Here is a 21,629-nt window from a genome sequence, read left to right as displayed (position 1 = left end):
AATGAAGAAAATAACAACATTTATCGCAACAATCATGATGGTATCTGCCCTGCAGGCAGCCGAGAAATTGGATTTGAAGTCAATTACTTCCGGCGCATTTAATCCTGCTTATGTATCAGGTATCAACCCTATTGAGGGCACCGACTTGTATGCTAATATCAGCAGTAATGGCAAGCAGGTGGTAAGTTATTCATTCAAGACTGGTAAGCAGGTAGCTGTATTGCTCGATCTGGATGCTTCCAATGCTCCTTTCAATTATATCGACGGCTACGTGATGAGCCCAGACAGCAAGAAAATCCTGGTGATGACAAACCGAAAAGCGGTATATCGCCGTTCTTTCAAGGCTGAATATTTCATTTATGACGTGGCTGCCAAGAGTTTAAAAAAACTCTCAGAAGGTGCTGAACAGCAGGTAGCTACATGGTCGCCTGATTCACGCCATATCGCTTTCGTCAAGGATAACAACATCTTTATCTCGGATGGAGAGAAGGAAGTTCAGGTTACCAAGGACGGTAAGTTTAACGAGGTAATCAATGGTATTCCTGATTGGGTTTACGAAGAGGAGTTTGCCTTCAACCGTGCTTTTGCATGGAATGCTGACGGTACTTCTATCGGATGGATCCGCTTTGATGAGAGTCATGTGAAGACTTATTCCCTGCAGCTCTTCGAGGGAAGTCATCCTACCAACAGCCAGTATCATGCCTATCCTGGTGAGTATTCCTACAAGTATCCTAAGGCTGGTCAGGACAATTCCAAGGTGAGTCTCTGGAGCTATAATCTGAAGAGCGGTAAGGTGATTTCGCTCGATGTTCCTGTTGATTCAGACGGCTATTATCCACGTATCAAGACATCTCCTGATGCCAACAGTCTGATTGTCTACACCATGAACCGTCATCAGGACGATATGCGTCTCTATTCCGTGAATCCTTTCACAGGCAAGAGTAAGCAGCTGATTAAGGAAAGCGTGCCTAAGTTTGTCAAGGAAGAAGTGGTAGAGAACAGTATCGTGGGCAAGAAGAACATTCTGCTTCCTAGCGACCGCGATGGATATATGCACCTCTATCTCTATGATATGAGCGGTAAGCTGATTCGTCAGGTAGAGAAGGGTAACTACGATGTAACCAGTATCTATGGTATGAACGAGAAGACTGGCGACGTCTATTTCCAGGCAGCCAAGTTGAACGCTCACGACCGTCAGGTTTATGTGGCTCATAAGAATGGCAAGGTTGAGCGCCTTACTGATGCAGAGGGTTCCAATGCCGCTATCTTCTCTGGTGATTACCGTTACTTCGTGAACACATGGAGCTCTTATGCCCATCCTTATGTCTTCACGGTTCGCAGCAACAAGGGTAAGGTCATCAAGATGTTGGAAGATAACAAGAAACTCCTCGAAAAGACCAAGCAGTATAACTGGGGTAAGCGTGAGACTTTCTCTTTCACCACTTCCGAGGGCGTGAAGCTTGATGGATGGATGGTTAAGCCTGTAGATTTTGATGCCAGCAAGAAGTATCCTGTTATCCTCTTCCAGTATTCTGGTCCGGGCAGTCAGCAGGTTCTTGATGCTTGGAGCACCGGTAGTATGGGTAGCGGTGGCGCCTTCGATTATTACCTGGCTCAGGAGGGCTTCATCGTAGCATGTGTTGACGGTCGTGGTACCGGTGGCCGTGGTGCTGAATTTGAAAAGTGTACTTATCTCCGTTTGGGTGATCTGGAGTCAAAGGACCAGGTTGAGACAGCTCTCTATATGGGCAGTCTGCCATACGTAGACAAGGATAATATCGGTATCTGGGGTTGGAGTTATGGTGGTTTCAATACCTTGATGAGTATGAGTGAAGGTCGCCCTGTATTCAAGGCAGGTGTGGCTGTAGCGCCTCCTACCTGTTACCGTTACTATGACAGTGTTTATACCGAGCGTTATATGCGCACTCCTCAGGAGAATGAGGATGGCTATAAGGTGAATCCGATGGAGCGTGCTGCCCAGCAGCATGGAGCCTTGTTGATTTGTCATGGTCTGGCAGATGATAATGTTCATCCACAGAATACCTTCGAGTATGCCGAGTCATTGGTTCAGGCAGACAAGGACTTCAAGGAAATCTGGTATACCAACCGTAACCATGGTATTTCTGGTGGCAATACCCGCAATCATCTGTTGCGCCAGATTTGCAATTGGTTTAAGCAGCATATGCAGAAGTAAGCGCGCCTCGAATGGGGTAAAACAAAATAGCCCAGGGTAAAGAACCCTGGGCTTTTCATTTTCCTATATTGTTATTATTATTTCTTTTCTTTCTGCATTTTCTTCTGCATTTTCTTTTCCAGTTTTGCCTCAGCTTTGGCTTTCTTCAGTTCAGCATTAGCCTGTTTGATTTTCTGCTTCTGCTTCTTCAGGTCAGCCTTGTGCTTCTTAGCTTCAGCCTTTGCCTGCAGCTTTTCTGCCTTGATTTCAGCCTTGGTCTTAGGCTCTTCAAAGGAAGTAGGGGCAATACCTACGAAATGGAAATCCTCCTTTTCGATGGTCTTAACCAACCATGGAGTAGGTAGATCCTTTGGCTTCTCACCGCTCTTCAGGCGCTGAGCCTTTGGCTTGCGAGTATATTTACTGTAAAGTTTCAGCCATTTCTTCTCCGCTTTCTTCTTGTTGATGTCATAGATGACAGCGCAGGTTCTGTATCCGGCACCCTGCTGCTCCAGATAGTCTCTCAACTGGAAAGAATAGTTGTCTCTGCTTACCAGGAAATTTGCTTTTCCTACGAAGTAGGCTGAGTCTACTTGCTGAACTCCAGTAATGTATACTGTAGAATCATTGAATGATGATGCGAAACCGAAGATATATGCGGTTTTCGGATCATTTTTTGCAGCGTTGGCCATGGACGAAACCCCCACAGCCATTACCATTGCTGCTAAAGCTAATTTTCTAATATTCATTTTCATATTCCTATTTCAGATGCTGTCTTCTATAGGATTCAGCCTTTCTCATGCTTATCCCAAGTAAGATTTCAGCAGTTTATTTTTCGTATTATGACGTATTCGGCGAATGGCCTTCTCCTTGATTTGGCGCACGCGCTCTCGGGTCAGGTTATATTTTACGCCTATTTCTTCCAGTGTCAGTTCGGGTTCACCGATACCAAAGAAGGCCTTTATGACTTTCTGCTCCCTATCACCGAGAAGCTTGATCATTCGCTCCACTTCCGTTCTGAGTGATTCCTTGACCAGCTCATTGTCCGTTGTAGGATAGTCTGGGTTTGTCATGGAGTCAACAATACTGCCTTCTTCGCCATTGACGAAAGGAGCATCCACGCTGACTTCGTGGCTGTTGGCATTCATGGCATCCGCAATCTTATCTTCCGGTATGTCGATGCGTTCAGCCATCTCGTTGATGCTAGGTTTGCGTTCGTATTCCTGTTCAAATTTATACGCTTCTTTCATGATTCTGGTTACGCTTCCCACCTGATTGAGGGGCAGGCGCACCAATCTGCTCTGCTCGGCGATAGCCTGCAGAATACTCTGTCTGATCCACCATACAGCATAAGAAATGAACTTAAAGCCGCGGGTGTCATCAAATTTTTCGGCAGCCTTAATGAGACCAAGGTTACCTTCGTTGATTAGGTCTGGCAAACTCAAGCCCTGGTTTTGATATTGCTTAGCTACGGAAACCACGAATCTCAGATTAGCTTTGCATAGTCTTTCCAACGCTTTTCTATCACCTTTCCTTATTTTCTGAGCCAATTCTACTTCTTGTTCTGTAGTAAGAAGCTCTTCATGACCAATCTCTTGGAGATATTTTTCTAACGATGCGCTTTCACGATTCGTTATAGATTTTGTTATTTTAAGCTGTCTCATGGTAGAGTTTAATTTTATGTTATTGCAAAAGTACGCTTTTTGTTTGAAATAACAAAAAAAATAGCAGATATTTTTGAAAATACCTGCTATTTTGTCATTTTTTATCATTTCAGAAGAGGTAAAAACTTATCTCTTCTTCTAAAAACTCTTTGCAATGATTAGTCTTTCTGCAATGGAACTGCAAAGTATGCCTTCTTGCCTGTTGGCCAGATGCCCTGGATATAGAGCACAGGATCCTTGCTGGTTGAAGCACTCTTCACTGCCTTCTGCAGGTCATCGAGTGAACTGATATTGCTGTCGTTGATGCGCTGGATGATGAATCCGCGTGAAATGCCGGCATCCTTCAGAGCACCGTTGCTCACCTTCATTATCTCTACGCCATACTTGATGTTGAGCTGATCCTTCATGCTCTGTGTGACAGGACGGAAGGTTCCACCGAGAACATCGAGGTCTGCGCTCTTGATGACTGAAGTATTGCCCTGGGCATTCTTCAAGGTGATGGTCTTGGTGATGGTCTTCTTGTTGCGCAGGTAGGTGATGCTCATCTTGTCGCCAGGACGCTTGCCGTTGAGAGCTTCCTGCAGCTCTGCCATCTTGGTTACCTTCTTGCCGTCTACCTTGGTGATGACATCGCCTTCCTTCAAGTTGGCAGCTGCACCGTTGCCGTCCTCGTCTACCTTGGCAATATATACACCCTCGTTGGTTCCGAGATCCACTTCCTTGCCATTCTCCTTCTGTGCATTGATGTAATTGAGGACATCGCTGCCCTGGATGCTCAGCATGACGCGCTGTACGCTGCCATACTTCTTGATATCATCAACCACCTTGTTCATGATAGAGGTTGGGATGGCAAAACCGTAACCTGCGTATGAACCGGTCTGGGAATAGAGCATGGCATTGATACCTACCAGTTCGCCCTGGGTGTTAACCAAAGCACCACCTGAGTTACCTGCGTTGATGGCAGCATCGGTCTGGATGAAGCTCTCCACGCCGTTGGCACCGAGTGTACGTGCCTTGGCAGAGATGATACCTGCTGTTACTGTATTGTTGAGGCCGAATGGATTGCCCACTGCAATAACCCACTCACCAACCTTTACGTTATCGCTGTTGGCGATAGGAAGAGTAGGGAGGTTCTTGCCTTCAATCTTGATCAGGGCAAGGTCGGTAGTTTTGTCGGTTCCGATGATGCGGGCAGAGAACTCACGGTTGTCGTTCAATGTTACTGTCAATTCGTCAGCACCTTCTACAACGTGGTTGTTGGTCACGATATAGCCGTCAGTACTGATGATGACACCCGAACCGGTAGCTTCGCGCTTAGGGGTCTGAACCTGCTGCTTGCGTGTGCCTCCCTGACCTGGATTTCCGAAGAAGCCGAATGGGTCGAAGAATCCTCCGAACGGATCGCTTTCAACGTCTACGGTCTTTACCTTAGAGTTCTGTACGTATTTGATATGTACCACGGCAGGCAGAGCCTTTTCTGCTGCGAATGTCAAGTCAACTGGCTGACCAGGAGTTGTTGCAGTAGCTGATGTTGCTGCGTTAACCTTCATGAATGAACCTGCAGAGAATGCGAGTGAACCTACGCACAATGCAGCGATTACGTAATTTGTTACTTTTTTCATGTCTCTTATTTTTTTTTAATTTTCTATTCTTTGTTTTAAGCAGTAGCTAAAAGTGTGCCAATCTGTTTCTGTGGCAATAGCTGTTGCTTTTCGGTTGCAAATATAGAGTCATTTTCTGATATACGTTCATTTCTGCTTCGTTTTTTATTCGGTTTTAACATTTAAAATTAACACTTTAACGGCTGTTAAACAAGGAATGCCCTATTTTTACAAATATTCAGTACTTCTGTAGTTTTTCTTACTTCTGTATACAAAACTAAAAAATAGAAATACTTTAATATTTGCAAATTAAAACCCGCAGAAATCTCTGTTTATTTGAGCTTCTTTCCCCTTCCTTTCGTTCTCTTTGTTCGAAAAGAGAGGCAAAAAAGGCAAAAGAGATAAAAAAAATGGAGATAAATTTTCCTTTCTTCTTTTTTTTTCTTACCTTTGCATATCGAAAGCAGTGCTCCGGCTTGTCGCTGGCATTCCGTTATTGGCGTGCGAGAGGAAAGTCCGGGCAGCATAGGGCATCCCACTTCCGAAACTAGAAGCTATTGGTGACAGTAGGTGTCGGTAGAAGAAAATAACCGCCCGAAACTTATTCCGTAGCGGTGAAGCTTGCTTCATCGTGGTTTAGTGTCGGGTAAGGGTGAGAAGGTGGTGTAAGAGACCACCAGCTGGCGGGTAATCGTCAGGCTGTACCATCTGGGAGCTGTAAGCTCATGTATACCGCAGATTGAGGGCGGCTCGTCCGATTGTTCCTTCGGGAACTGCTGTGGAGGGTAGAGTGCTTGAGCCCAGGGGTGACTCTGGGACTAGATAAATGACAAGCGCCTGCATTTCTTTGTTCTCTTACCATTTATTGCAGGTACAGAACTCGGCTTATAGGGGCACTGCTTTCTTTATTTTAGTTCTTTTGCATCATTGCCTGTTTATATCTGAAGGTGTAATACCTTATTATATAATAACAAGTATGATGTAGTATTTCAAACAATTTAAAACACTAACAAGATTATGGAACTCAAAGAACCGGAGAAGCAGATATTAGATGATTTTGAACACAAGGTGGCTGGAAAGATTGACAAGTATGGCGATGAGCCTGATTTCCCTAAGTTGGAGAATTACGGCATCACCCGCATGGATCTTGACGATTACCTTTTTGATAAGCAGGCGATATTGGATATGGGTGGCTCCAAGCGTACCCAGCTCACTGTGGGTGGTTTCATCACCGTGATTCCTGTATTGATATTGTCATGTTTTCCTGATAAGTCGCCTATCTATGAGAATGGCAAGGCGCTTACCACCGTCATTGCCATCATCATCGGCTTGCTGCTGGCTTGCTTTGCCAAGTCGCTTCTCCAGATGATTATCCTTTTCCGTGTCAACAAGCACAAGGAGGCAAAGATGGAAACTTATATCAAGGCTGTACTCTTCTACGAGCCGAAAGCATAGCCTTGTAAAAACTATAAATTATTAATTAATAATTATAAATTAATATGACATTACCAGATTTTATGGATTACAAGGACAAGTTCACTCAGAGTGCATTTGTCGAGAAGATTTCGCATATCGCTAAGCGTGCGGGTGCCAAGATGGTATATGCCGCACTCATTCTGTATTATACATTGGAGAGCGATAAGGTGGCTTTGAAGGATAAGGCAATTATTATTGCAGCCTTGGGTTATCTGATTAGTCCGTTGGACGTGATTCCTGATGCCATTCCTATCGCTGGTTTGGGCGATGATCTGGCTGTATTGCTCTATGTGCTCCATAAGGTTTGGGGCGATGTGTCAGAGGATGCCAAGAAGAAAGCACAGGAAAAGCTTTCCAGATGGTTTGATGAGGATGAAATCCCTGCCATTGATGAGCTCTTCAAGGATAATCCAGAGGATACTCCGGTATAATAGGAAACTTCTATTGCTAAATAATAAAAGCTCCATCTGCAATGTGCAGATGGAGCTTTTATCGTAAGATAGTAAGTCTTGCGACTTACTATCCTTTTTCTATCTATTTATTTATTGACCAACTGTTTTATGTTGATGATTTGACCTTAATCTCTCTTATGTATTCTATTTTATACGATTCCCTGAGCCATCATAGCCTTAGCCACCTTCAGGAAGCCTGCTACGTTAGCACCCTTTACATAGTTGATGTAACCATCAGGCTCTGTACCATACTTCACGCAGTTAGCGTGGATATCGTTCATGATATCGTGGAGCTTGGCATCAACCTCCTCACGAGACCACTTCAAGCGCTCAGAGTTCTGGCTCATCTCAAGACCTGATACTGCAACACCACCAGCGTTGGCAGCCTTACCTGGAGAGTAGAGAATCTTAGCATCCTGGAATACCTTGATAGCCTCTGGAGTAGTTGGCATGTTAGCACCCTCGCTTACAGCGATAACGCCGTTGGCAACCAATGCCTTAGCAGCCTCCTCGTTGATTTCGTTCTGAGTAGCTGATGGGAGAGCGATGTCTGCCTTCTCAAACCAAGGCTTAGCACCCGCTACATACTTAACGCCGTATTTCTCAGCATATTCCTTGATACGTCCACGCTCTACGTTCTTGAGCTCCATGATGTAGTCGAGCTTCTCGCGGTCGATACCGTCTGGATCGTAGATGTAACCGTCAGAGTCAGAACATGTAACAGGCTTAGCACCCAACTGGAGCAACTTCTCCATGGTGTACTGAGCTACGTTACCAGAACCTGAAACCAAGACTGTCTTGCCCTTGATGTCGATGTTCTTTGTAGCGAGCATGTTGCAGAGGAAGTAAACGTTACCGTAACCTGTAGCCTCAGGACGGATGAGAGAACCACCGAACTCCTGACCCTTACCGGTCAAGACACCCTGGAACTGGTGAGTCAACTTCTTGTACATACCGAAGAGATAACCAACCTCACGGCCACCAACACCGATGTCTCCAGCAGGAACGTCCTCGTCTGGACCCATGTGACGGTAAAGCTCAGTCATGAAAGCCTGGCAGAAACGCATCACCTCGTTGTTGCTCTTGCCACGTGGAGAGAAGTCAGAACCACCCTTTGCACCACCCATTGGGAGAGTAGTCAAAGAGTTCTTGAATGTCTGCTCGAAAGCCAAGAACTTCAAGATACCCAAGTTTACAGACTTGTGATAGCGAAGACCTCCCTTGTAAGGGCCGATCGCATTGTTGTGCTGTATGCGGTAACCCATGTTAGTCTGAACGTTGCCCTTGTCGTCTACCCATGATACGCGGAACTCAATCACGCGATCTGGAATGCAAAGGCGCTCGATGAGGTTTGCCTTCTCAAACTCAGGGTGCTTGTTGTACTCTTCCTCGATAGTACCGAGAACCTGACTAACTGCCTGAATGTACTCAGGCTCATTTGGGAATCTTCTTTGGAGATTCGCGATTACTTCAGATGCTTTCATAATCTTTTTATCTTTTATTGTGTTTAAATCTATTTTTCCTATTTCTGTTTGCAAAGATATAGTTTTTTCTTGGAATAACCAACAAAAAGATAGAAAAAATAAAGAAAAAGTAGAAAAAAGTCACTTTTTTAACTTTTCGTAAAGGTTGCTGTAGTATAATTGTGTACGTACACCTTATTATATATAGAAAAAACTGTTATCATGAATAGGGAAAGAATGACATCTGGGATGGAAGATAAGAACAACAAAAAATCCCAATAAGCAGTTGCGAGCCATACTCGTAATCGCCTATCGGGATTTCATTTTAATGTTGAATGTGATTTTGTATTTTACAGTGCTTCATCGTCAGGTCGCTGAAGGGCTGGCTGCTTTATCTTGGGAAGGTGCTTCTTCCTTCTAAGCCATGCTGCCTTTCGTTTCTCGTAGTCCTCGCGATGTCGCTCAAGAAAATTGTCTGCCATGTCGTCTGATTATTCTTCCTTAAACTTACTATAGATTACCTTGATCTTGATAGGGCTGTTCTCCTTCGTACCCTTCTGGAGGCGGGTAGAGGTAAGTGCCATGTCGTGATTGATCTTGGTGATTACAGTAGCGTTGTTCAGTGTGCTGGTTGTTACCGTTACTGGTACCAGTACCACCTTGTTCCAGTTGTCGCTCGTGCCCTTGTTCTTGTACATCACAGAGATGAGGTTACTGATGTTGTTGAATGTAAAGGCATTGTTTACGGTAGAACCGGTCTTGCTGTAGCTGGCTGTATACGAGGTACGGTTGTCTGTAATCTTGTTCTTCTCGAAGAAACTGTTCAGACTATCTTTCTGTACCATCAGGATGGTAGAAGGCACATCAAACTGATATTTGTTGTTGTTATCAGTATTGTTGAGTCGTGGGAATGAGATGGTAGCTGTGTTGAGCGTATCTTTCTCATGTCCCTTCATGATTTCATCTACAGGTAGGGTGACTTCGGTGAAGATTCCTGCAGGTGATTTGATGTAAGTGCACGACTCCTCTGCTGCCAACTTAGCCAGCTTGCTGGCATCATTGGTAATCTTGTTCAGCTGCAATACCTCCTCGGTTCCATCGAAACGATGATAGCCATGACCTACGGCTGTACTGTCTGTAACGCCATCAGAAGCCTTGATCTGCTTCTTGCGGGTCCAATAGAACTGAAGCTCGGTGTTCCAGATGTTAGCCACGTTGCCTACACCGCCCACGCTCTTGATGTAGAAGCCTGGGCATACGTTGTGGATGAAGCGGTAGCTGGTCTCGAAATACTCAGGATGCTCATAATAGGTCTGCATGATGTAAGAACCGTAGTTCTTGTAGGTCTTGCCGTCCTTTGTATATGGCTTGTTGAGATAAATCTTGAAGTTAGTTACATAATCGCTGAGCTGATAGGTGGCACTTGCCTGGTAATTGTCTTTGCTGACATATCCATCGGTAAAGGCATCAAAGTCGGAGAGATAGTTGGAGTTCTCCGGCATCGCCTTGGTCATCTCGTAAGCTGTCACCTTCATAGGGGCGAGGGTATCGCCGTATGTGCTCTTGTAAGAGACGAGCAGGTAGCAGGAGTCTGCTTCTATTCTGCCACCGTTGGCATTCTGGATATACTGCAGGGTGTCGATGTCGAAATCAGGAAGTACGCCAAACTGGCTCATGTAATCGCCCGAAACGTATGTACCCGTCTCCGGGTCCTTTACTTTTCCTATCAAGCCGGAGTTGCTTCTGTTGAGCACCGGACCTGCAACTAGAGAATTGGTAGCAACATCGAAAACAGCGTTAGAGATGTTGATGTTGTCTACATTGTTAGTGATGCTACCACCGATGTTCTCGGTGGTGTCATCACATGCAGCGAAAGTTATCGCTGCTATCATCATAACCGTAAATAATCTAAGAATTTTCATTATCCTTGATAAATTGTATACTAATACCTAAACTTTAATCTTCGTCTGGGCATACCTCGTTGATGAGCTTGGCATATGGTTCTGCAAAGTCATCGCCAGGGAAACAGAGTAAAGGCTTGTTCTTGTCTTCTGCATACTTGATGAGCTCTGCATTGACGCCTTCTGCTGCTTCTACCACGCCGTCGCTGTAGTCGATGGCCATTTTGGCGAGTTCAACGAAGTCGAAGTTGTCACCATATTCTGTGAGCTTGTCTGGTGTAGCTTCGCGGTACTCCACGCACTGCTTGAAGTTGTGACCCAATGAGCCCTTCAGTTCGCTAGGGTAGATAGCACAAATCACCTTTGAATCAGCAAATGAAGGTTCTTCAGCATATGCAGTCTTGATATAGAAAGGAACCACTGCGCTTACCCATCCTTGGCAAACGATGACATCTGGCTGCCAGCGCAGCTTCTTGACTGTTTCCAGTACGCCACGTGCGAAGAAGATGGCACGCTCACCATTGTCTGTGTATTCCACGCCCTTCTCGTCGGTACTCATCTGTCGACGGTTGAAGTAGTCGTCGTTATCTATGAAATAGATTTGCTGACGTGTTGTTGGTATAGATGCTACCTTGATGATCAGAGGGTGATCAGAATCATCAATGATAAGGTTCATACCAGACAGGCGGATCACCTCATGCAATTGTCCGCGACGCTCGTTGATTGTGCCCCATTTAGGCATAAATGTGCGAATCTCAAAACCTGCTTCCTGCATCTTCTGAGGTAGTTCGCGTCCCATGATTGACATGTGAGTCTCGGCTACGTATGGGTCGACCTCCTGATTGATAAATAGTACTTTCTTTGCCATAAAACTTAAATTTTATTCTTACGAATTACGTGCAAAGGTACAAAAAAAAATCCAAATATTGGCATTTTTTCTTTTAAAAAGGTTTTTTTCGACGATTATTCGCTTTTTTTTAGGTTTTTTCTTTCTTATTTCAGAAAAAAGTTGTTATTTTGCACCCCGAAACAGAATTAAGAAGATGAAAGTATTCAATAAGATTGTTGACCTCCAGAACGAACTCTTCGATTGTCGCAAGGAGGGAAAGGAAATCGGCCTCGTGCCAACTATGGGCGCTCTTCATGAGGGTCATGCCTCTTTGGTGAAGCGCAGTGTAAAGGAAAACGGTGTTACTGTGGTGTCTGTTTTCCTGAATCCTACTCAGTTTAATGACAAGGGTGATCTGGAACGTTATCCTCGCACTCTTGATGCAGACTGCAAGCTCATCGAGGCTTGTGGTGCTGACTATGTTTTTGCTCCTTCTGTAGAGGAGATGTATCCCACACCTGATACCCGCCACTTCGAGTTTCCTCCGGTTTCTACCGTGATGGAGGGTGCCAAGCGTCCAGGTCATTTCAATGGTGTTTGCCAGGTGGTAAGCCGCCTGTTCTATATCGTTCGTCCTACCCGTGCTTATTTCGGTGAGAAGGATTGGCAGCAGATTGCTGTCATCAAGCAGCTCGTGAAGTATATCAACAGCGATGTGAAGATTGTGGAGTGTCCTATCATCCGTGATGAGGATGGTTTGGCAAAGAGCAGCCGCAATACTTTGCTGGCTCCTGATGAGCGTGCCATTGCGCCAAACATCTATAAGGCTCTGAAGGAGAGTGTGGAGTATGCCAAGTCTCATACCGTACAGGAAACTCACGATAAGGTGGTTGCCGACATCAATGCTGTAGAGGGTCTGGAGGTAGAGTATTTCCAGATTGTGGATGGTGACAGCCTGCAGGATGTCGCTTCATGGGAGGATAGCGCCTATGTGGTAGGTTGCATCACCGTTTATTGTGGTAAGACTCCTATCCGTCTCATCGACCATATCAAGTATAAGGGATAATTCCTCGATAGATTTCTTTATTAAGTTTAATCCGTAATAGATCAAGTAATAACAGAACAATGCAGATAGAAGTATTGAAGAGTAAGCTCCATTGTGTGACCGTAACTGAGGCTAACCTGAATTATATGGGCAGCATCACCATCGATGAGGATCTGATGGACGCTGCTAATCTGATAGCAGGCGAGAAGGTTCAGATTGTAGACAACAACAATGGTGAGCGCTTGGAGACCTATATTATCAAGGGTGAGCGTGGCAGCGGTTGTATCTGCCTGAACGGTGCTGCAGCCCGCAAGGTGCAGGTGGGCGATACCGTTATCATCATCGCTTATGCCCTGATGGACTTTGAGGAGGCTAAGACCTTCAAGCCTACCGTGGTTTTCCCAAAAGAGGGAAACAAGGTTTAAATATCGTATGGATGATATAGTATCGTATAATGATTGGTTATCTCCTATGATGAGAAATGAATATGCGTTCCTGTGGATAGATGAATCCGTAGGAACGCATATTTGCTTTAAGTCTCTTTCGGAGTTGCTTTAAGGCTCTTTTGGAGTTGGTTTAAGTCTTACGTAACGTTTATCTAAGCCTTAAACCAACTCCAGAAGAGCCTTGTTTAGATTTCTGTTTATACCTTGTTTTTAGAGAAATGAGCCATAATGTATCTGCCGCCTTTCTTCCAAGTATTTCATAATTAGTAATATTAAGTGAAGTCTTCCGTTAGGCGTCCCTGCGGATTTGAAATCCGCAGGAAAAAATGTTCGACCACTTAAAACCGGGGGATTTGTAATCCCTCTATTCTTTATCCTTTTATCGATTTCAATACGATTCTTGACCCGAGATTCAAAATAACGACCACGAAAAACAGCAGGAAGGCGGCAAACATCAGGGCGCTGTCATAAAGTGGAACCGAAAGCATTTCACCATAATTATTTGCGATGAGTGCCGGTATCGGATAGCAGGCATCGAGCACGCTGCCCGGTACGATGGCGAGGTTTCCGCACACCATCAGTACAGCTATCGTTTCACCCAGCGTTCTGCTCAACGCCAGAACGATGGCTGCAATCATTCCCGGTCGTGCCTTCCTCAGCACAACATGCTTGATGGTTTGCCATTGTGTGGCGCCCAGCGAGAGCGAAGCTTCTCTCAAATCTGTTGATATGTTATCGAATATCTCCATAAACAGGCTCACCAGAAGCGGGATAATCATCACGCTCAATACGATGCCACCTGCTAGAACCGTATAGCCCGAAGAAAACTCCACGAAGAGGGGAGCAACGTGTTTCGAAACCCAAGGTACGATGAGCAGGCTGCCCCAGACGCCATAGATGACGGAGGGCAGTCCAGCAAGGATATCGAGCAGGGGATACACGTATTTCCGGATGCTGCGGTGGGCGTATTCCGTGAGATAGATGGTCATGAGCAGGGAGATGGGGAGGGCGATGAGAATGGCGAGTGCCGTACACCAGAAGGTGCCGGCGAGGAAAGGAAGAAATCCGAACTTGCCTTCCATCGGTCGCCAGTTGCTCTCCGTGAGGAGTTCCCACAGATTATATTGGCTCAATATCGGCTCCGACTTGATAAACAGTCCCACCGCCATGATGATTACCAGGAATATGGAGGCGATGGTCAAGAGAAACATCACCTGTCCTGCTATCTTATCCTTTGCTATTCTATAATCCATACTCGTATTATTTTTTATCCCGTTAGGCGTTCCGACGGATTTGTAATCCGTCGTTTAAAAATGTCCCAACCTCTTTATTTGCGGATTTGCAATCCGCTTTATCCGAACAGGCTAACGCCCAATCCCAGCAGCAGGAAAGCCGCTGCCTCTAAAATGTTGATGATTAAATTCTTCATGCTCATTCCCTTCCTAAAACATTTGAATTCTTCACTCTTCACTTTGAACTTTGAACTTTGAGCTTGGAACTTTGAACTTTATGATTAGCATCAGCAATTGAATTCTTCACTCTTCGTTCTTCACTCTGCACTTAACTTAACTCCTAGCTTCTCTGATGCAGTCCGCATTCGCGATGTTCCGGCGATTCCCACCACCATCTTCCGGCTCGGATATCCTCGCCAGGCTTGATGGCCCTTGTACAAGGTTGGCAGCCGATGCTTGGATAGCCCTTGTCCTGCAGCTTGTTATAAGGAACATGGTGCTTCTTTACATACTGCTCCACATCCTCTTCGCTCCAGTTGATGAGCGGGTTCACCTTAATCAGGTTATGAATGTCGTCCCATTCCACTACCTGCATATCCTTGCGGGTTACGCTCTGCTGCTTTCTCAATCCGCAGATCCATACGTCGAGTCCCTGCATCGCCCGCTTCAGCGGTTCCAGCTTTCTTACCTGGCAGCAGCGGTGTCGGCTTTCTATCGAATTATAGAAGAGGTTGATGCCCTCTTCCTTCACCATCTGCTGCACCGCCTCATAGTTAGGGAAGAACACTTCCAGGTTGATGCCGTAGGTCATGTTTGTCTTGTCGATCAACTGGTAGGTCTCCGGGAAGAGGCGACCTGTATCGAGGGTGAAGATGCGGGCAGATTTATCCGTCTTCACGATGATGTCGGTAAGCGTCTGGTCCTCGATGCTGAGGGAAGAAGAAAGAGCGATGCGCCCTTTGAATGCCTGAAGGAAATAACCGACAATATCCTCGGCAGGCGCATCGCTGAATTTCTTATTGAGTTCCGGAACGAGAGACTTGAGCTTCTCTTGTTCTTCAATGTCTTGTACCTTGTTCATAATATATTTCTTTTGGCACGGATTACACGGATTACACGGATTTTTCTTTTCACCTCAAACAACGAAATCATAAATTTTCCGTGTAATCCGTGTAATCCGTGCCTAATTTAAAACTCCGTGCCGAATCTTCACTTAATAAGTCCCGCTCCCACAGTCTCGTTGGTATCAGGATCGATGAAGATGAGGCTGCCTGTTACCTTATTCTCCGTATATTTATCGAATACCAATGGGTTGGCGGTGTGGATGGTGATTTCGGCAATATCGTTCATCTTCAATTCCGATACACCCTCTTCCTTCTCCAGCGTGTTGATATTGCGGCGATAGTTGATGCTGCGAATCAAACCCTGGGTTTCGAAGGTTGCCTGACGGATTACGTATTTGTTTCTTACGGCAGCAGGGCGCTCATTGAACCAGCAGACATCCAGCGTGATGTCCTGTTCGATGCTAGGCTGCTTCTCATCTGCCTTCACGAGGGTATCGCCACGCGAAATGTCGATATCATCGTTCAGCGTCAGGGTAACGCTCATTGGGGCATATGCCTCCTCCAGGTGCTCCTCTACGAAGTCGATGCTCTTCACGGTGCTCTCCGTGCCCGATGGCAATACTCTTATCTTGTCGCCCGGACGGATGATGCCGCCGCTTACTCTGCCCGCATAACCACGGTAGTCTGGGAACTGGCTGCTGATAGGACGAATCACATACTGTACAGGGAAACGGAAGAAATCGCTCACCGTCTTATGACCTACCGGAACGGTCTCCAGATAGTTCAGCAGAGTAGGTCCATCATACCAAGGAGTCTTATCGCTCTTGTTCACCACGTTGTCGCCATCCTTGGCGCTGATAGGGATAAACACCACGTTCTTGATATCCAATGCCTCCGACATCTTCTTGTAGTCGGCAACAATCTTGTCGTATACATCTTTACTGAAATCAACCAGGTCCATCTTGTTGATAGCCACCAGGATATGTGGTATGCCGAGCAATGAAGAAATATAACTGTGGCGAACGGTCTGCTCCAGTACGCCATGACGTGCATCAATCAGAATGATGCTCAGGTCGGCAGTGCTGGCACCCGTCACCATGTTGCGGGTATACTGAATATGTCCCGGAGTATCGGCGATGATAAACTTGCGTTTCGGTGTAGCAAAATAGCGGTAAGCCACATCGATGGTGATGCCCTGTTCGCTTTTCTGGGTGCAAAGGTACTGCGATTTCCCCACTTGGGCAATACCACATGGGGTGTAAAAAGACTACCATACAGGGTGTAAAGAACATACCATACATTTGGTATAAGACTGCCAAACGTATGGTATGTATGATGAATAAGGTTGTGTTTCCTATATATAATAAGGTGTAATTACGGATAGATCTCGATATGGCTGCTGCCGGAGTTGCCATTCTTGATAATCCTTATCTGGGTGGTGATGCGCTCGCTCATTGTGTCGGTATGACTGATGACGCCCACCTTCTTGCCTTGCGAACTTTGCAGCATGGCGAGGGAATCGATGACGGTGGCTAGGGTATCGGGGTCGAGGGTTCCGAAGCCTTCGTCGATGAACAGGTTCTCGAAGGAGATGTTACGGGAGGACAATGCCGACAAGCCCAAGGCGAGACCGAGACTCACGATGAAGGTTTCGCCACCTGATAGGGAAGTGGTGTCTCGGATATCGTCGGCACGGTCGTGGTCGATGACTCGGATGCCCAGCGAATGCTTTACCTGCTGCAGTTCGTAACGGCTGTTGAACTTTCTGATTTCCTGGTTGGCGTGCGCTATCAGGAAACTGAGCGTATAGCATTGGGCTATCTTGCGCAGCGTCTTGCCGTCTGCTCCGATGGCATCCGTGATGGCTGTCCAGTCGTCCTTTTCCTGCGTTACGAGCTTCAGAGCCTCAGCCTTGTCACCCAACTGCTTCACGGCTTCCTGATGGTTCTGCATCCTGGCGTTGGCAGCAATCAGTTCGTTGCGCTGGCTTCTTTCCTGATACTCCTGCTGAATGGCTAGGAGAGCATCACGGGTTTGGGCAGGCTGATGTTCCAAATGCTGCTGATGCGCCTTTTCTGCACTCTGGTAAAGGGCGGTAGTTGAAGCCACGGCTTTCTCCTTTTCGTCCTTTTCCCGTCGGATAGCGTTCCAGTCTTCGGCAGAGTGAAGCATCTCTCGGATGGTGTTTCGGTCGATAAGGCTTGGTTCGATACTTCTTTCCTCGATGCCTTCCTCTTCTGAGTCTTTTCCTTCGATGCTCTTTTCTTCAAGCTGCTTGTTATATTCCTCAATCCAAAGGTCGAGTTCCTTTTCCTTCTCTTGCAGATTCTCTTTCATCGTCTTGTTCTGAGACAGCATGGTTTGATGCGAACCTTTACTGTTGGCGAGTTCCGCCTTCAGTTTGTTGATATTCTCGTTCTGAGTATCTGCTGCTTTCGTAGCCTCATCCTTTGCTGCTGTCAGTCTTTGTTCAGCCGCATCTGGTTCTTCTCCATTCAGAATCTGCTTATATTTCTCCTGCCATTCCTCCATTTCCTTCTTGGCGCTATTCCATGTCTGAAGGGCTTTCTCGTAAGCCTCCTCCTTACTCTTCTGCTGTGAGATGAGGTTGATGGTAAGTGCTTTCTGCTCAGCTAGTTTTGTGGTGCAGGTTGAAGTGCTTTCTTGGGCTTTGTTCTGTATAGTAGAAGCCTTGCTTTCATACGCAGCTTCATCCTTTACAGCCTTATCCTTGAGTTGGGTCAGCCGTTCTATCTCTTTCTGAATCTTGTTAAAGAGGCTCAGTTTGCTGCTCGCATCTTTCGCCTTGTTTTCATAGATAGGCAAGAGCGATTTCAGTTCTGCCTCTGCCTTCGGAATCTTTGGATACTGGGTGATGAGCGCCTTCCAATCCTCTTCGTAAGTTGCGATTTCACCCGAGAGCTTTTCCTGTTGTTTCTGGAGCGTCTGTACTTCGCCATCGTTCTGTTTTCTCTCGCCGGAAAGATCCTTCTCCTCTTTCTGCTGCAGCTTCAGCAGATTCTCCTTGGCTTTCAGAAGTAAAGAGAGTTCCGTAGTGGCTTCCTCAAACTGTCTGTTGTCGGTATGATAAGGATGGGTCGTGCTGCCGCAGAGCGGACAAGGTTTGCCTTCGGTCAGGTTGGCACGATGAATCTCCCATTTCTCACTCACCATGAGGGTATAGGCATTTCTCAGCGTCAGGGTCTCTTGGGTCAGAGCCTCGATGGTCAACTTGCCCAGGGCTGCATCTATCTCAGCATTTCTCTTGCCCAAGACCAGGATGCGCTCCTCATTCTTCTGCTTTTCTGTTGTGGCAGCATCGAGATGAGCCACAACCTTGATGGCTTGCTGGACATCCTGCAGTTTCCTGTCGGCTACAGTCTTGCTGTTCTGCAGTTCCTCTATGTTCTGTCCGGCAGTCTTGTTTCTTTCCGTCTCCCAAGCATGTTCTGCGGCTTGCGTCGCTTCGTGCAGAACCTGTTTCTGCTTGGCAATCTCTTCCTTTGTCGCTTTGAGGGCAAGGTTCGCTTTCTCCGTTTCAGCTTCCCATTTTTTGATGTTTCGGGCGTTTTCCTCCACGTCTTTCAGGGCAGATTGATTCTCTTTCTGGGCCAACTCCAATGCCTCTTTCTTTTCAGTCAGATTCGGCATAGCCGCTTCTATTTTTGTTTTCAGCGCTCTTGCTTCAGCGATGACCGGCAGCGCCTTTTCCAGCTGTTCCTGTGCCTTGCTTACTGCTTCCTTCAGACTGGCGAGAGTTTTCTCGCTTTCGCTGATGGCAGACTCTTGACTTTTGATATTTCCTTCCGCTTTCAGGATGTTTTCTTCCTGCTCGTGGATGCTTTGCGTCTGTCGCTCTACTTCCTGCAGCAGGTTGACGGCAGGCTGTACTTCATCGTGCAACTGCAGACGGAGAATCTGGGTTTGCATCGCTTTAATAGCATCTGCTGCTTGCTTCATATCAGTCTGGCAGATAGCGATTTGCTTGATTTGCTTATCGTTTTCCTCAAACCATTGCAGTTCTTTCGAGATGGCTTGCAACTGGCTGTCGAGTTCCTTCTCAGCTTTTTCCAACCGGGCGATTTCCTCCTGCAGTTGGGCGAGTTCTTCATCGTTCAGCAGGTTCTGTTTTACGGCTTCCACCGATGCTGCCATCTGGTTGTAGTCATCCGTCGCCTGGTCTTTCGCCTTCTTGATTTCAGTAGCGATGTTCGTATAAGTTTCCTCGCATCCGATGAGTTTTTCCAGGAGTTCATACCGTTCGTTTTCCTTTGCCGTCAGGAAGTTGGCAAACGAGCCTTGGGCGATGAGCACGGTGCGGAGAAACTGGTCGTAGTCGAGTCCGATGATGTTCGGCAGCTCGTTCCAGTCGGCAGCTTCCTCCGTTATCTCTTCTCCCTTTCTCGTGATTTTATAAAGCGCAGTCTTGGCGTTCTCGTAGCGCACTCTCTGGAATCTGACGTGCCATTCTGCGCGGTAGATGCTGCCGTTGTTGGCAAGGAAGGTGAGTTTGCTGTAGCCTTCCTTCTTGCCACGGGTCAGGATGTTTCGGCTGTCGGTAGGAGCCAGTCGGTTACTTTCGCTGGCATCGGCAGCTCCGAAAATCTCGATGTTCTGGTTCTTGTCTCCTTTCTTTCTGGGATAGCGAGGGGCGCGGTTGTAGAGAGCCAGACAGATAGCATCGAGTAGGGTAGACTTGCCACTTCCCGTCGGACCTACGATGCTGAAGATGGTACTCTCGCCTAAGGCACCTTCTTCAAAGTTGATGACCTCGCCTCCCTGTTTGTCAAGCGAAGCGAGGTTGAGTATTTCGAGTTGTAGGAATTTCATAATGATGATGTCGTTAATAAATCGGATAACATTTTCTCCTGTCTTTCGTTCATCGGAGCGTTGTGTCTGATGGCGAAGGCTTCCTTCAGCGTATCGAGCGGAGGACGGTTGATGATGTCTTCTATGCTGGTGATGTGCTGGGAACCCTGGATGGTGGAGAGGTCCAGTTGCGGGATGATGCGCTGGATTTTGCAGAGCACGGCATCCTTTTCGTTGACGAGTTTCTCCAGTTCCTTGATGTCATCGCTGTTCAGTTTCTCCTGTTTCACCTTCAGCATCACGTAGTCGAAGTGGTCGCTCAGTTCGCCGTCTGTTCTCTCCGAGAGTTCAGAATTGATGAGCTTCTGCCATTTCTTGAAGGTCAGCTCTTCCTCATCTTCGGGCAGGATGCGGAGGGCGTGCTGAGGCTTGTATTCCAGAAAATCTACTTTCCATTCCTTGCTCTTGCCGGTTTCCTTTCCTTCATCCTCTCCATGTTCCTTCTTTCCTTCCTCGTCACATCCGATGGTGATGAGGTCGATGCCGTGGGTATAGTCTTTCTCGGCAAACGACATCGGGAGGATACTTCCCGTATATCTTGCCCAGTCGGTGTTCAAGATATGTTGCCGTTTGTGGATGTGTCCGCAAGTCATATAGTCGGGATGGTCGTTCCATCCTTCCAGGTCCACTTCCTCCTGTCCGCCGATGATGATTTTCTCGCTCGCATCCTTTTTGGCGATATCCGAACCCTTGGCGTACATGTGTGCCATCATGATGCACTTCCTGCCCGGGTATTTCTTTCGAGCCTCAGCCGTCAGTTCTCTCAGAAAGTCGTTGACTCCCTGCGAGTAACTGGCGTTCTGCACCACATCGCTCCTTAGGAAAGGTACGGCGAGGATGATTACTTCTTCTCCTTCCTTGTTGGTTACTGGGATGATGAGGTCATCGAAGGAATAGAGCCAATGTCCGCCGGTTTTATCATCGTCCCCGCTTTCTCCCTGCTGCCAGATTTTCCTTACGTTTCCTCTTATTTCCACGTGGTATCGGGTGAGGAGCGGACGGGGAGCTTCCAGTCGGCTGGCGGAATCGTGATTGCCTGCCGTGATGATGACCTGCATGTTGGGGCACAGTTGGGTAGCATCGGCAAGAAACTCGTAATAAACGGTTTGTGCCGCTGCCGATGGATTTCCGTTATCAAAGATGTCTCCTGCGATGAGGAGAGCATCGGGCTTTTGTTCAGCGATTTGTTCCAGGAGCCATTTCAGGAAATGCTTGTGTTCCGGCAGACGGTCGTTGCCGTGAAACAGGTTGCCCAGGTGCCAGTCGCTGGTTGCTAATATCTTCATACTCATAAGAATGTCTAATCTTAATTCAAGTTTCGCAAGTGAGGGAATTAATTGAAGTTAAAGAAGTTATCACTCCCTACGGTCGTTCGGGAAGTTAAGAGACAATAGCCTTTTGGCGTAAAACGTAG

At 46.7% G+C, this 21,629-nt stretch carries 17 protein-coding genes and 1 other RNA gene; 6 read left to right on the top strand and 12 right to left on the bottom strand.

Going from position 1 to position 21,629, the window contains the following annotated elements:
• Position 1 precedes the first annotated feature (1 nt).
• Positions 2 to 2,194 carry a S9 family peptidase gene (locus F7D73_RS00810; RefSeq protein ID WP_153121848.1) on the top strand — a complete coding sequence of 731 codons (2,193 nt, stop codon included), beginning with the start codon at positions 2 to 4 and terminating at the stop codon, positions 2,192 to 2,194.
• 77 nt (positions 2,195 to 2,271) lie between these two features.
• On the opposite strand, the gene F7D73_RS00805 is transcribed toward F7D73_RS00810, so the two are convergent.
• The 3 genes from F7D73_RS00805 to F7D73_RS00795 form a co-directional block, all read right to left on the bottom strand.
• A complete protein-coding gene (locus F7D73_RS00805) occupies positions 2,272 to 2,928 on the bottom strand; it encodes a hypothetical protein (RefSeq protein WP_153121847.1) in 657 nt (218 codons plus the stop codon).
• A 48-nt stretch (positions 2,929 to 2,976) separates the two neighbouring features.
• A complete protein-coding gene (locus F7D73_RS00800; RefSeq protein ID WP_153121846.1) occupies positions 2,977 to 3,837 on the bottom strand; it encodes a sigma-70 family RNA polymerase sigma factor in 861 nt (286 codons plus the stop codon).
• A 158-nt stretch (positions 3,838 to 3,995) separates the two neighbouring features.
• Positions 3,996 to 5,459 (bottom strand): trypsin-like peptidase domain-containing protein, encoded by a 1,464-nt coding sequence (locus tag F7D73_RS00795; RefSeq protein ID WP_153121845.1) that lies wholly within the window; start codon positions 5,457 to 5,459, stop codon positions 3,996 to 3,998.
• Positions 5,460 to 5,901: 442 nt separating this feature from the next.
• Here F7D73_RS00795 and rnpB point away from each other — a divergent pair.
• The 3 genes from rnpB (at position 5,902) to F7D73_RS00780 (ending at position 7,345) form a co-directional block, all read left to right on the top strand.
• An RNA gene (gene rnpB, locus F7D73_RS00790) (RNase P RNA component class A) lies at positions 5,902 to 6,342 on the top strand.
• A 113-nt stretch (positions 6,343 to 6,455) separates the two neighbouring features.
• Positions 6,456 to 6,893, top strand: coding sequence for a hypothetical protein (locus F7D73_RS00785; RefSeq protein ID WP_153121844.1), 438 nt, complete (start codon positions 6,456 to 6,458; stop codon positions 6,891 to 6,893).
• Between the two features lie 44 nt (positions 6,894 to 6,937).
• Entirely contained in the window at positions 6,938 to 7,345 is a 408-nt protein-coding gene (locus F7D73_RS00780) for a YkvA family protein (RefSeq protein WP_153121843.1), read from the top strand.
• A gap of 170 nt (positions 7,346 to 7,515) precedes the next feature.
• Here F7D73_RS00780 and F7D73_RS00775 read toward each other — a convergent pair whose 3' ends face one another.
• The 4 genes from F7D73_RS00775 to F7D73_RS00760 all read right to left on the bottom strand — a co-directional run bounded on the left by F7D73_RS00775 (position 7,516) and on the right by F7D73_RS00760 (position 11,598).
• A complete protein-coding gene (locus tag F7D73_RS00775) occupies positions 7,516 to 8,850 on the bottom strand; it encodes an NADP-specific glutamate dehydrogenase (protein ID WP_153121842.1) in 1,335 nt (444 codons plus the stop codon).
• 329 nt (positions 8,851 to 9,179) lie between these two features.
• Positions 9,180 to 9,311, bottom strand: a complete 132-nt coding sequence (locus F7D73_RS16120) for a dehydrogenase (RefSeq protein WP_153121841.1) — start codon at positions 9,309 to 9,311, stop codon at positions 9,180 to 9,182.
• A gap of 9 nt (positions 9,312 to 9,320) precedes the next feature.
• Positions 9,321 to 10,724, bottom strand: coding sequence for a DUF4270 domain-containing protein (locus tag F7D73_RS00765; protein ID WP_228117588.1), 1,404 nt, complete (start codon positions 10,722 to 10,724; stop codon positions 9,321 to 9,323).
• A 61-nt stretch (positions 10,725 to 10,785) separates the two neighbouring features.
• Positions 10,786 to 11,598: a glycogen/starch synthase gene (locus F7D73_RS00760; RefSeq protein WP_153121839.1), complete on the bottom strand. Its 813-nt coding sequence runs from the start codon at positions 11,596 to 11,598 to the stop codon at positions 10,786 to 10,788.
• Between the two features lie 175 nt (positions 11,599 to 11,773).
• On the opposite strand from F7D73_RS00760, the gene panC reads away from it, so the two are divergent.
• Positions 11,774 to 12,625, top strand: coding sequence for a pantoate--beta-alanine ligase (gene panC, locus F7D73_RS00755; protein ID WP_153121838.1), 852 nt, complete (start codon positions 11,774 to 11,776; stop codon positions 12,623 to 12,625).
• 59 nt (positions 12,626 to 12,684) lie between these two features.
• Positions 12,685 to 13,029, top strand: a complete 345-nt coding sequence (gene panD / locus F7D73_RS00750; protein WP_117692769.1) for an aspartate 1-decarboxylase — start codon at positions 12,685 to 12,687, stop codon at positions 13,027 to 13,029.
• A 392-nt stretch (positions 13,030 to 13,421) separates the two neighbouring features.
• Here panD and pstC read toward each other — a convergent pair whose 3' ends face one another.
• The 5 genes from pstC to F7D73_RS00725 form a co-directional block, all read right to left on the bottom strand.
• Complete coding sequence (gene pstC, locus F7D73_RS00745; protein ID WP_153121837.1) at positions 13,422 to 14,303, bottom strand: phosphate ABC transporter permease subunit PstC; 882 nt, start codon at positions 14,301 to 14,303, stop codon at positions 13,422 to 13,424.
• A gap of 319 nt (positions 14,304 to 14,622) precedes the next feature.
• Complete coding sequence (locus F7D73_RS00740; protein WP_153121836.1) at positions 14,623 to 15,363, bottom strand: phosphoadenylyl-sulfate reductase; 741 nt, start codon at positions 15,361 to 15,363, stop codon at positions 14,623 to 14,625.
• A 128-nt stretch (positions 15,364 to 15,491) separates the two neighbouring features.
• On the bottom strand, positions 15,492 to 16,583 hold the full coding sequence (locus F7D73_RS00735) for a sulfate adenylyltransferase subunit 1 (RefSeq protein WP_367383690.1): 1,092 nt from the start codon (positions 16,581 to 16,583) through the stop codon (positions 15,492 to 15,494).
• A gap of 137 nt (positions 16,584 to 16,720) precedes the next feature.
• Positions 16,721 to 20,176, bottom strand: a complete 3,456-nt coding sequence (locus tag F7D73_RS00730; RefSeq protein ID WP_153121835.1) for an AAA family ATPase — start codon at positions 20,174 to 20,176, stop codon at positions 16,721 to 16,723.
• On the bottom strand, positions 20,173 to 21,501 hold the full coding sequence (locus tag F7D73_RS00725; protein ID WP_194256805.1) for an exonuclease SbcCD subunit D: 1,329 nt from the start codon (positions 21,499 to 21,501) through the stop codon (positions 20,173 to 20,175). Before F7D73_RS00725 ends, F7D73_RS00730 begins: the two co-directional genes overlap by 4 nt.
• Between the last annotated feature and the right edge of the window lie 128 nt (positions 21,502 to 21,629).

It is taken from the genome of Segatella copri (genome assembly GCF_009494395.1).
In the GTDB taxonomy this organism is placed as follows: Bacteria; Bacteroidota; Bacteroidia; order Bacteroidales; family Bacteroidaceae; genus Prevotella.
This window is presented reverse-complemented; position numbering and strand designations above follow the sequence as displayed.

What these genes read in the sequence shown, in the direction of transcription:
- F7D73_RS00810 (WP_153121848.1), top strand. Translation starts at nt 2, where the DNA reads ATGAAGAAAATAACAACATTTATCGCAACAATCATGATGGTATCTGCC.
- F7D73_RS00805 (WP_153121847.1), bottom strand. Translation starts at nt 2,928, where the DNA reads ATGAAAATGAATATTAGAAAATTAGCTTTAGCAGCAATGGTAATGGCT.
- F7D73_RS00800 (WP_153121846.1), bottom strand. Translation starts at nt 3,837, where the DNA reads ATGAGACAGCTTAAAATAACAAAATCTATAACGAATCGTGAAAGCGCA.
- F7D73_RS00795 (WP_153121845.1), bottom strand. Translation starts at nt 5,459, where the DNA reads ATGAAAAAAGTAACAAATTACGTAATCGCTGCATTGTGCGTAGGTTCA.
- F7D73_RS00785 (WP_153121844.1), top strand. Translation starts at nt 6,456, where the DNA reads ATGGAACTCAAAGAACCGGAGAAGCAGATATTAGATGATTTTGAACAC.
- F7D73_RS00780 (WP_153121843.1), top strand. Translation starts at nt 6,938, where the DNA reads ATGACATTACCAGATTTTATGGATTACAAGGACAAGTTCACTCAGAGT.
- F7D73_RS00775 (WP_153121842.1), bottom strand. Translation starts at nt 8,850, where the DNA reads ATGAAAGCATCTGAAGTAATCGCGAATCTCCAAAGAAGATTCCCAAAT.
- F7D73_RS16120 (WP_153121841.1), bottom strand. Translation starts at nt 9,311, where the DNA reads ATGGCAGACAATTTTCTTGAGCGACATCGCGAGGACTACGAGAAACGA.
- F7D73_RS00765 (WP_228117588.1), bottom strand. Translation starts at nt 10,724, where the DNA reads ATGATGATAGCAGCGATAACTTTCGCTGCATGTGATGACACCACCGAG.
- F7D73_RS00760 (WP_153121839.1), bottom strand. Translation starts at nt 11,598, where the DNA reads ATGGCAAAGAAAGTACTATTTATCAATCAGGAGGTCGACCCATACGTA.
- panC (WP_153121838.1), top strand. Translation starts at nt 11,774, where the DNA reads ATGAAAGTATTCAATAAGATTGTTGACCTCCAGAACGAACTCTTCGAT.
- panD (WP_117692769.1), top strand. Translation starts at nt 12,685, where the DNA reads ATGCAGATAGAAGTATTGAAGAGTAAGCTCCATTGTGTGACCGTAACT.
- pstC (WP_153121837.1), bottom strand. Translation starts at nt 14,303, where the DNA reads ATGGATTATAGAATAGCAAAGGATAAGATAGCAGGACAGGTGATGTTT.
- F7D73_RS00740 (WP_153121836.1), bottom strand. Translation starts at nt 15,363, where the DNA reads ATGAACAAGGTACAAGACATTGAAGAACAAGAGAAGCTCAAGTCTCTC.
- F7D73_RS00730 (WP_153121835.1), bottom strand. Translation starts at nt 20,176, where the DNA reads ATGAAATTCCTACAACTCGAAATACTCAACCTCGCTTCGCTTGACAAA.
- F7D73_RS00725 (WP_194256805.1), bottom strand. Translation starts at nt 21,501, where the DNA reads ATGAAGATATTAGCAACCAGCGACTGGCACCTGGGCAACCTGTTTCAC.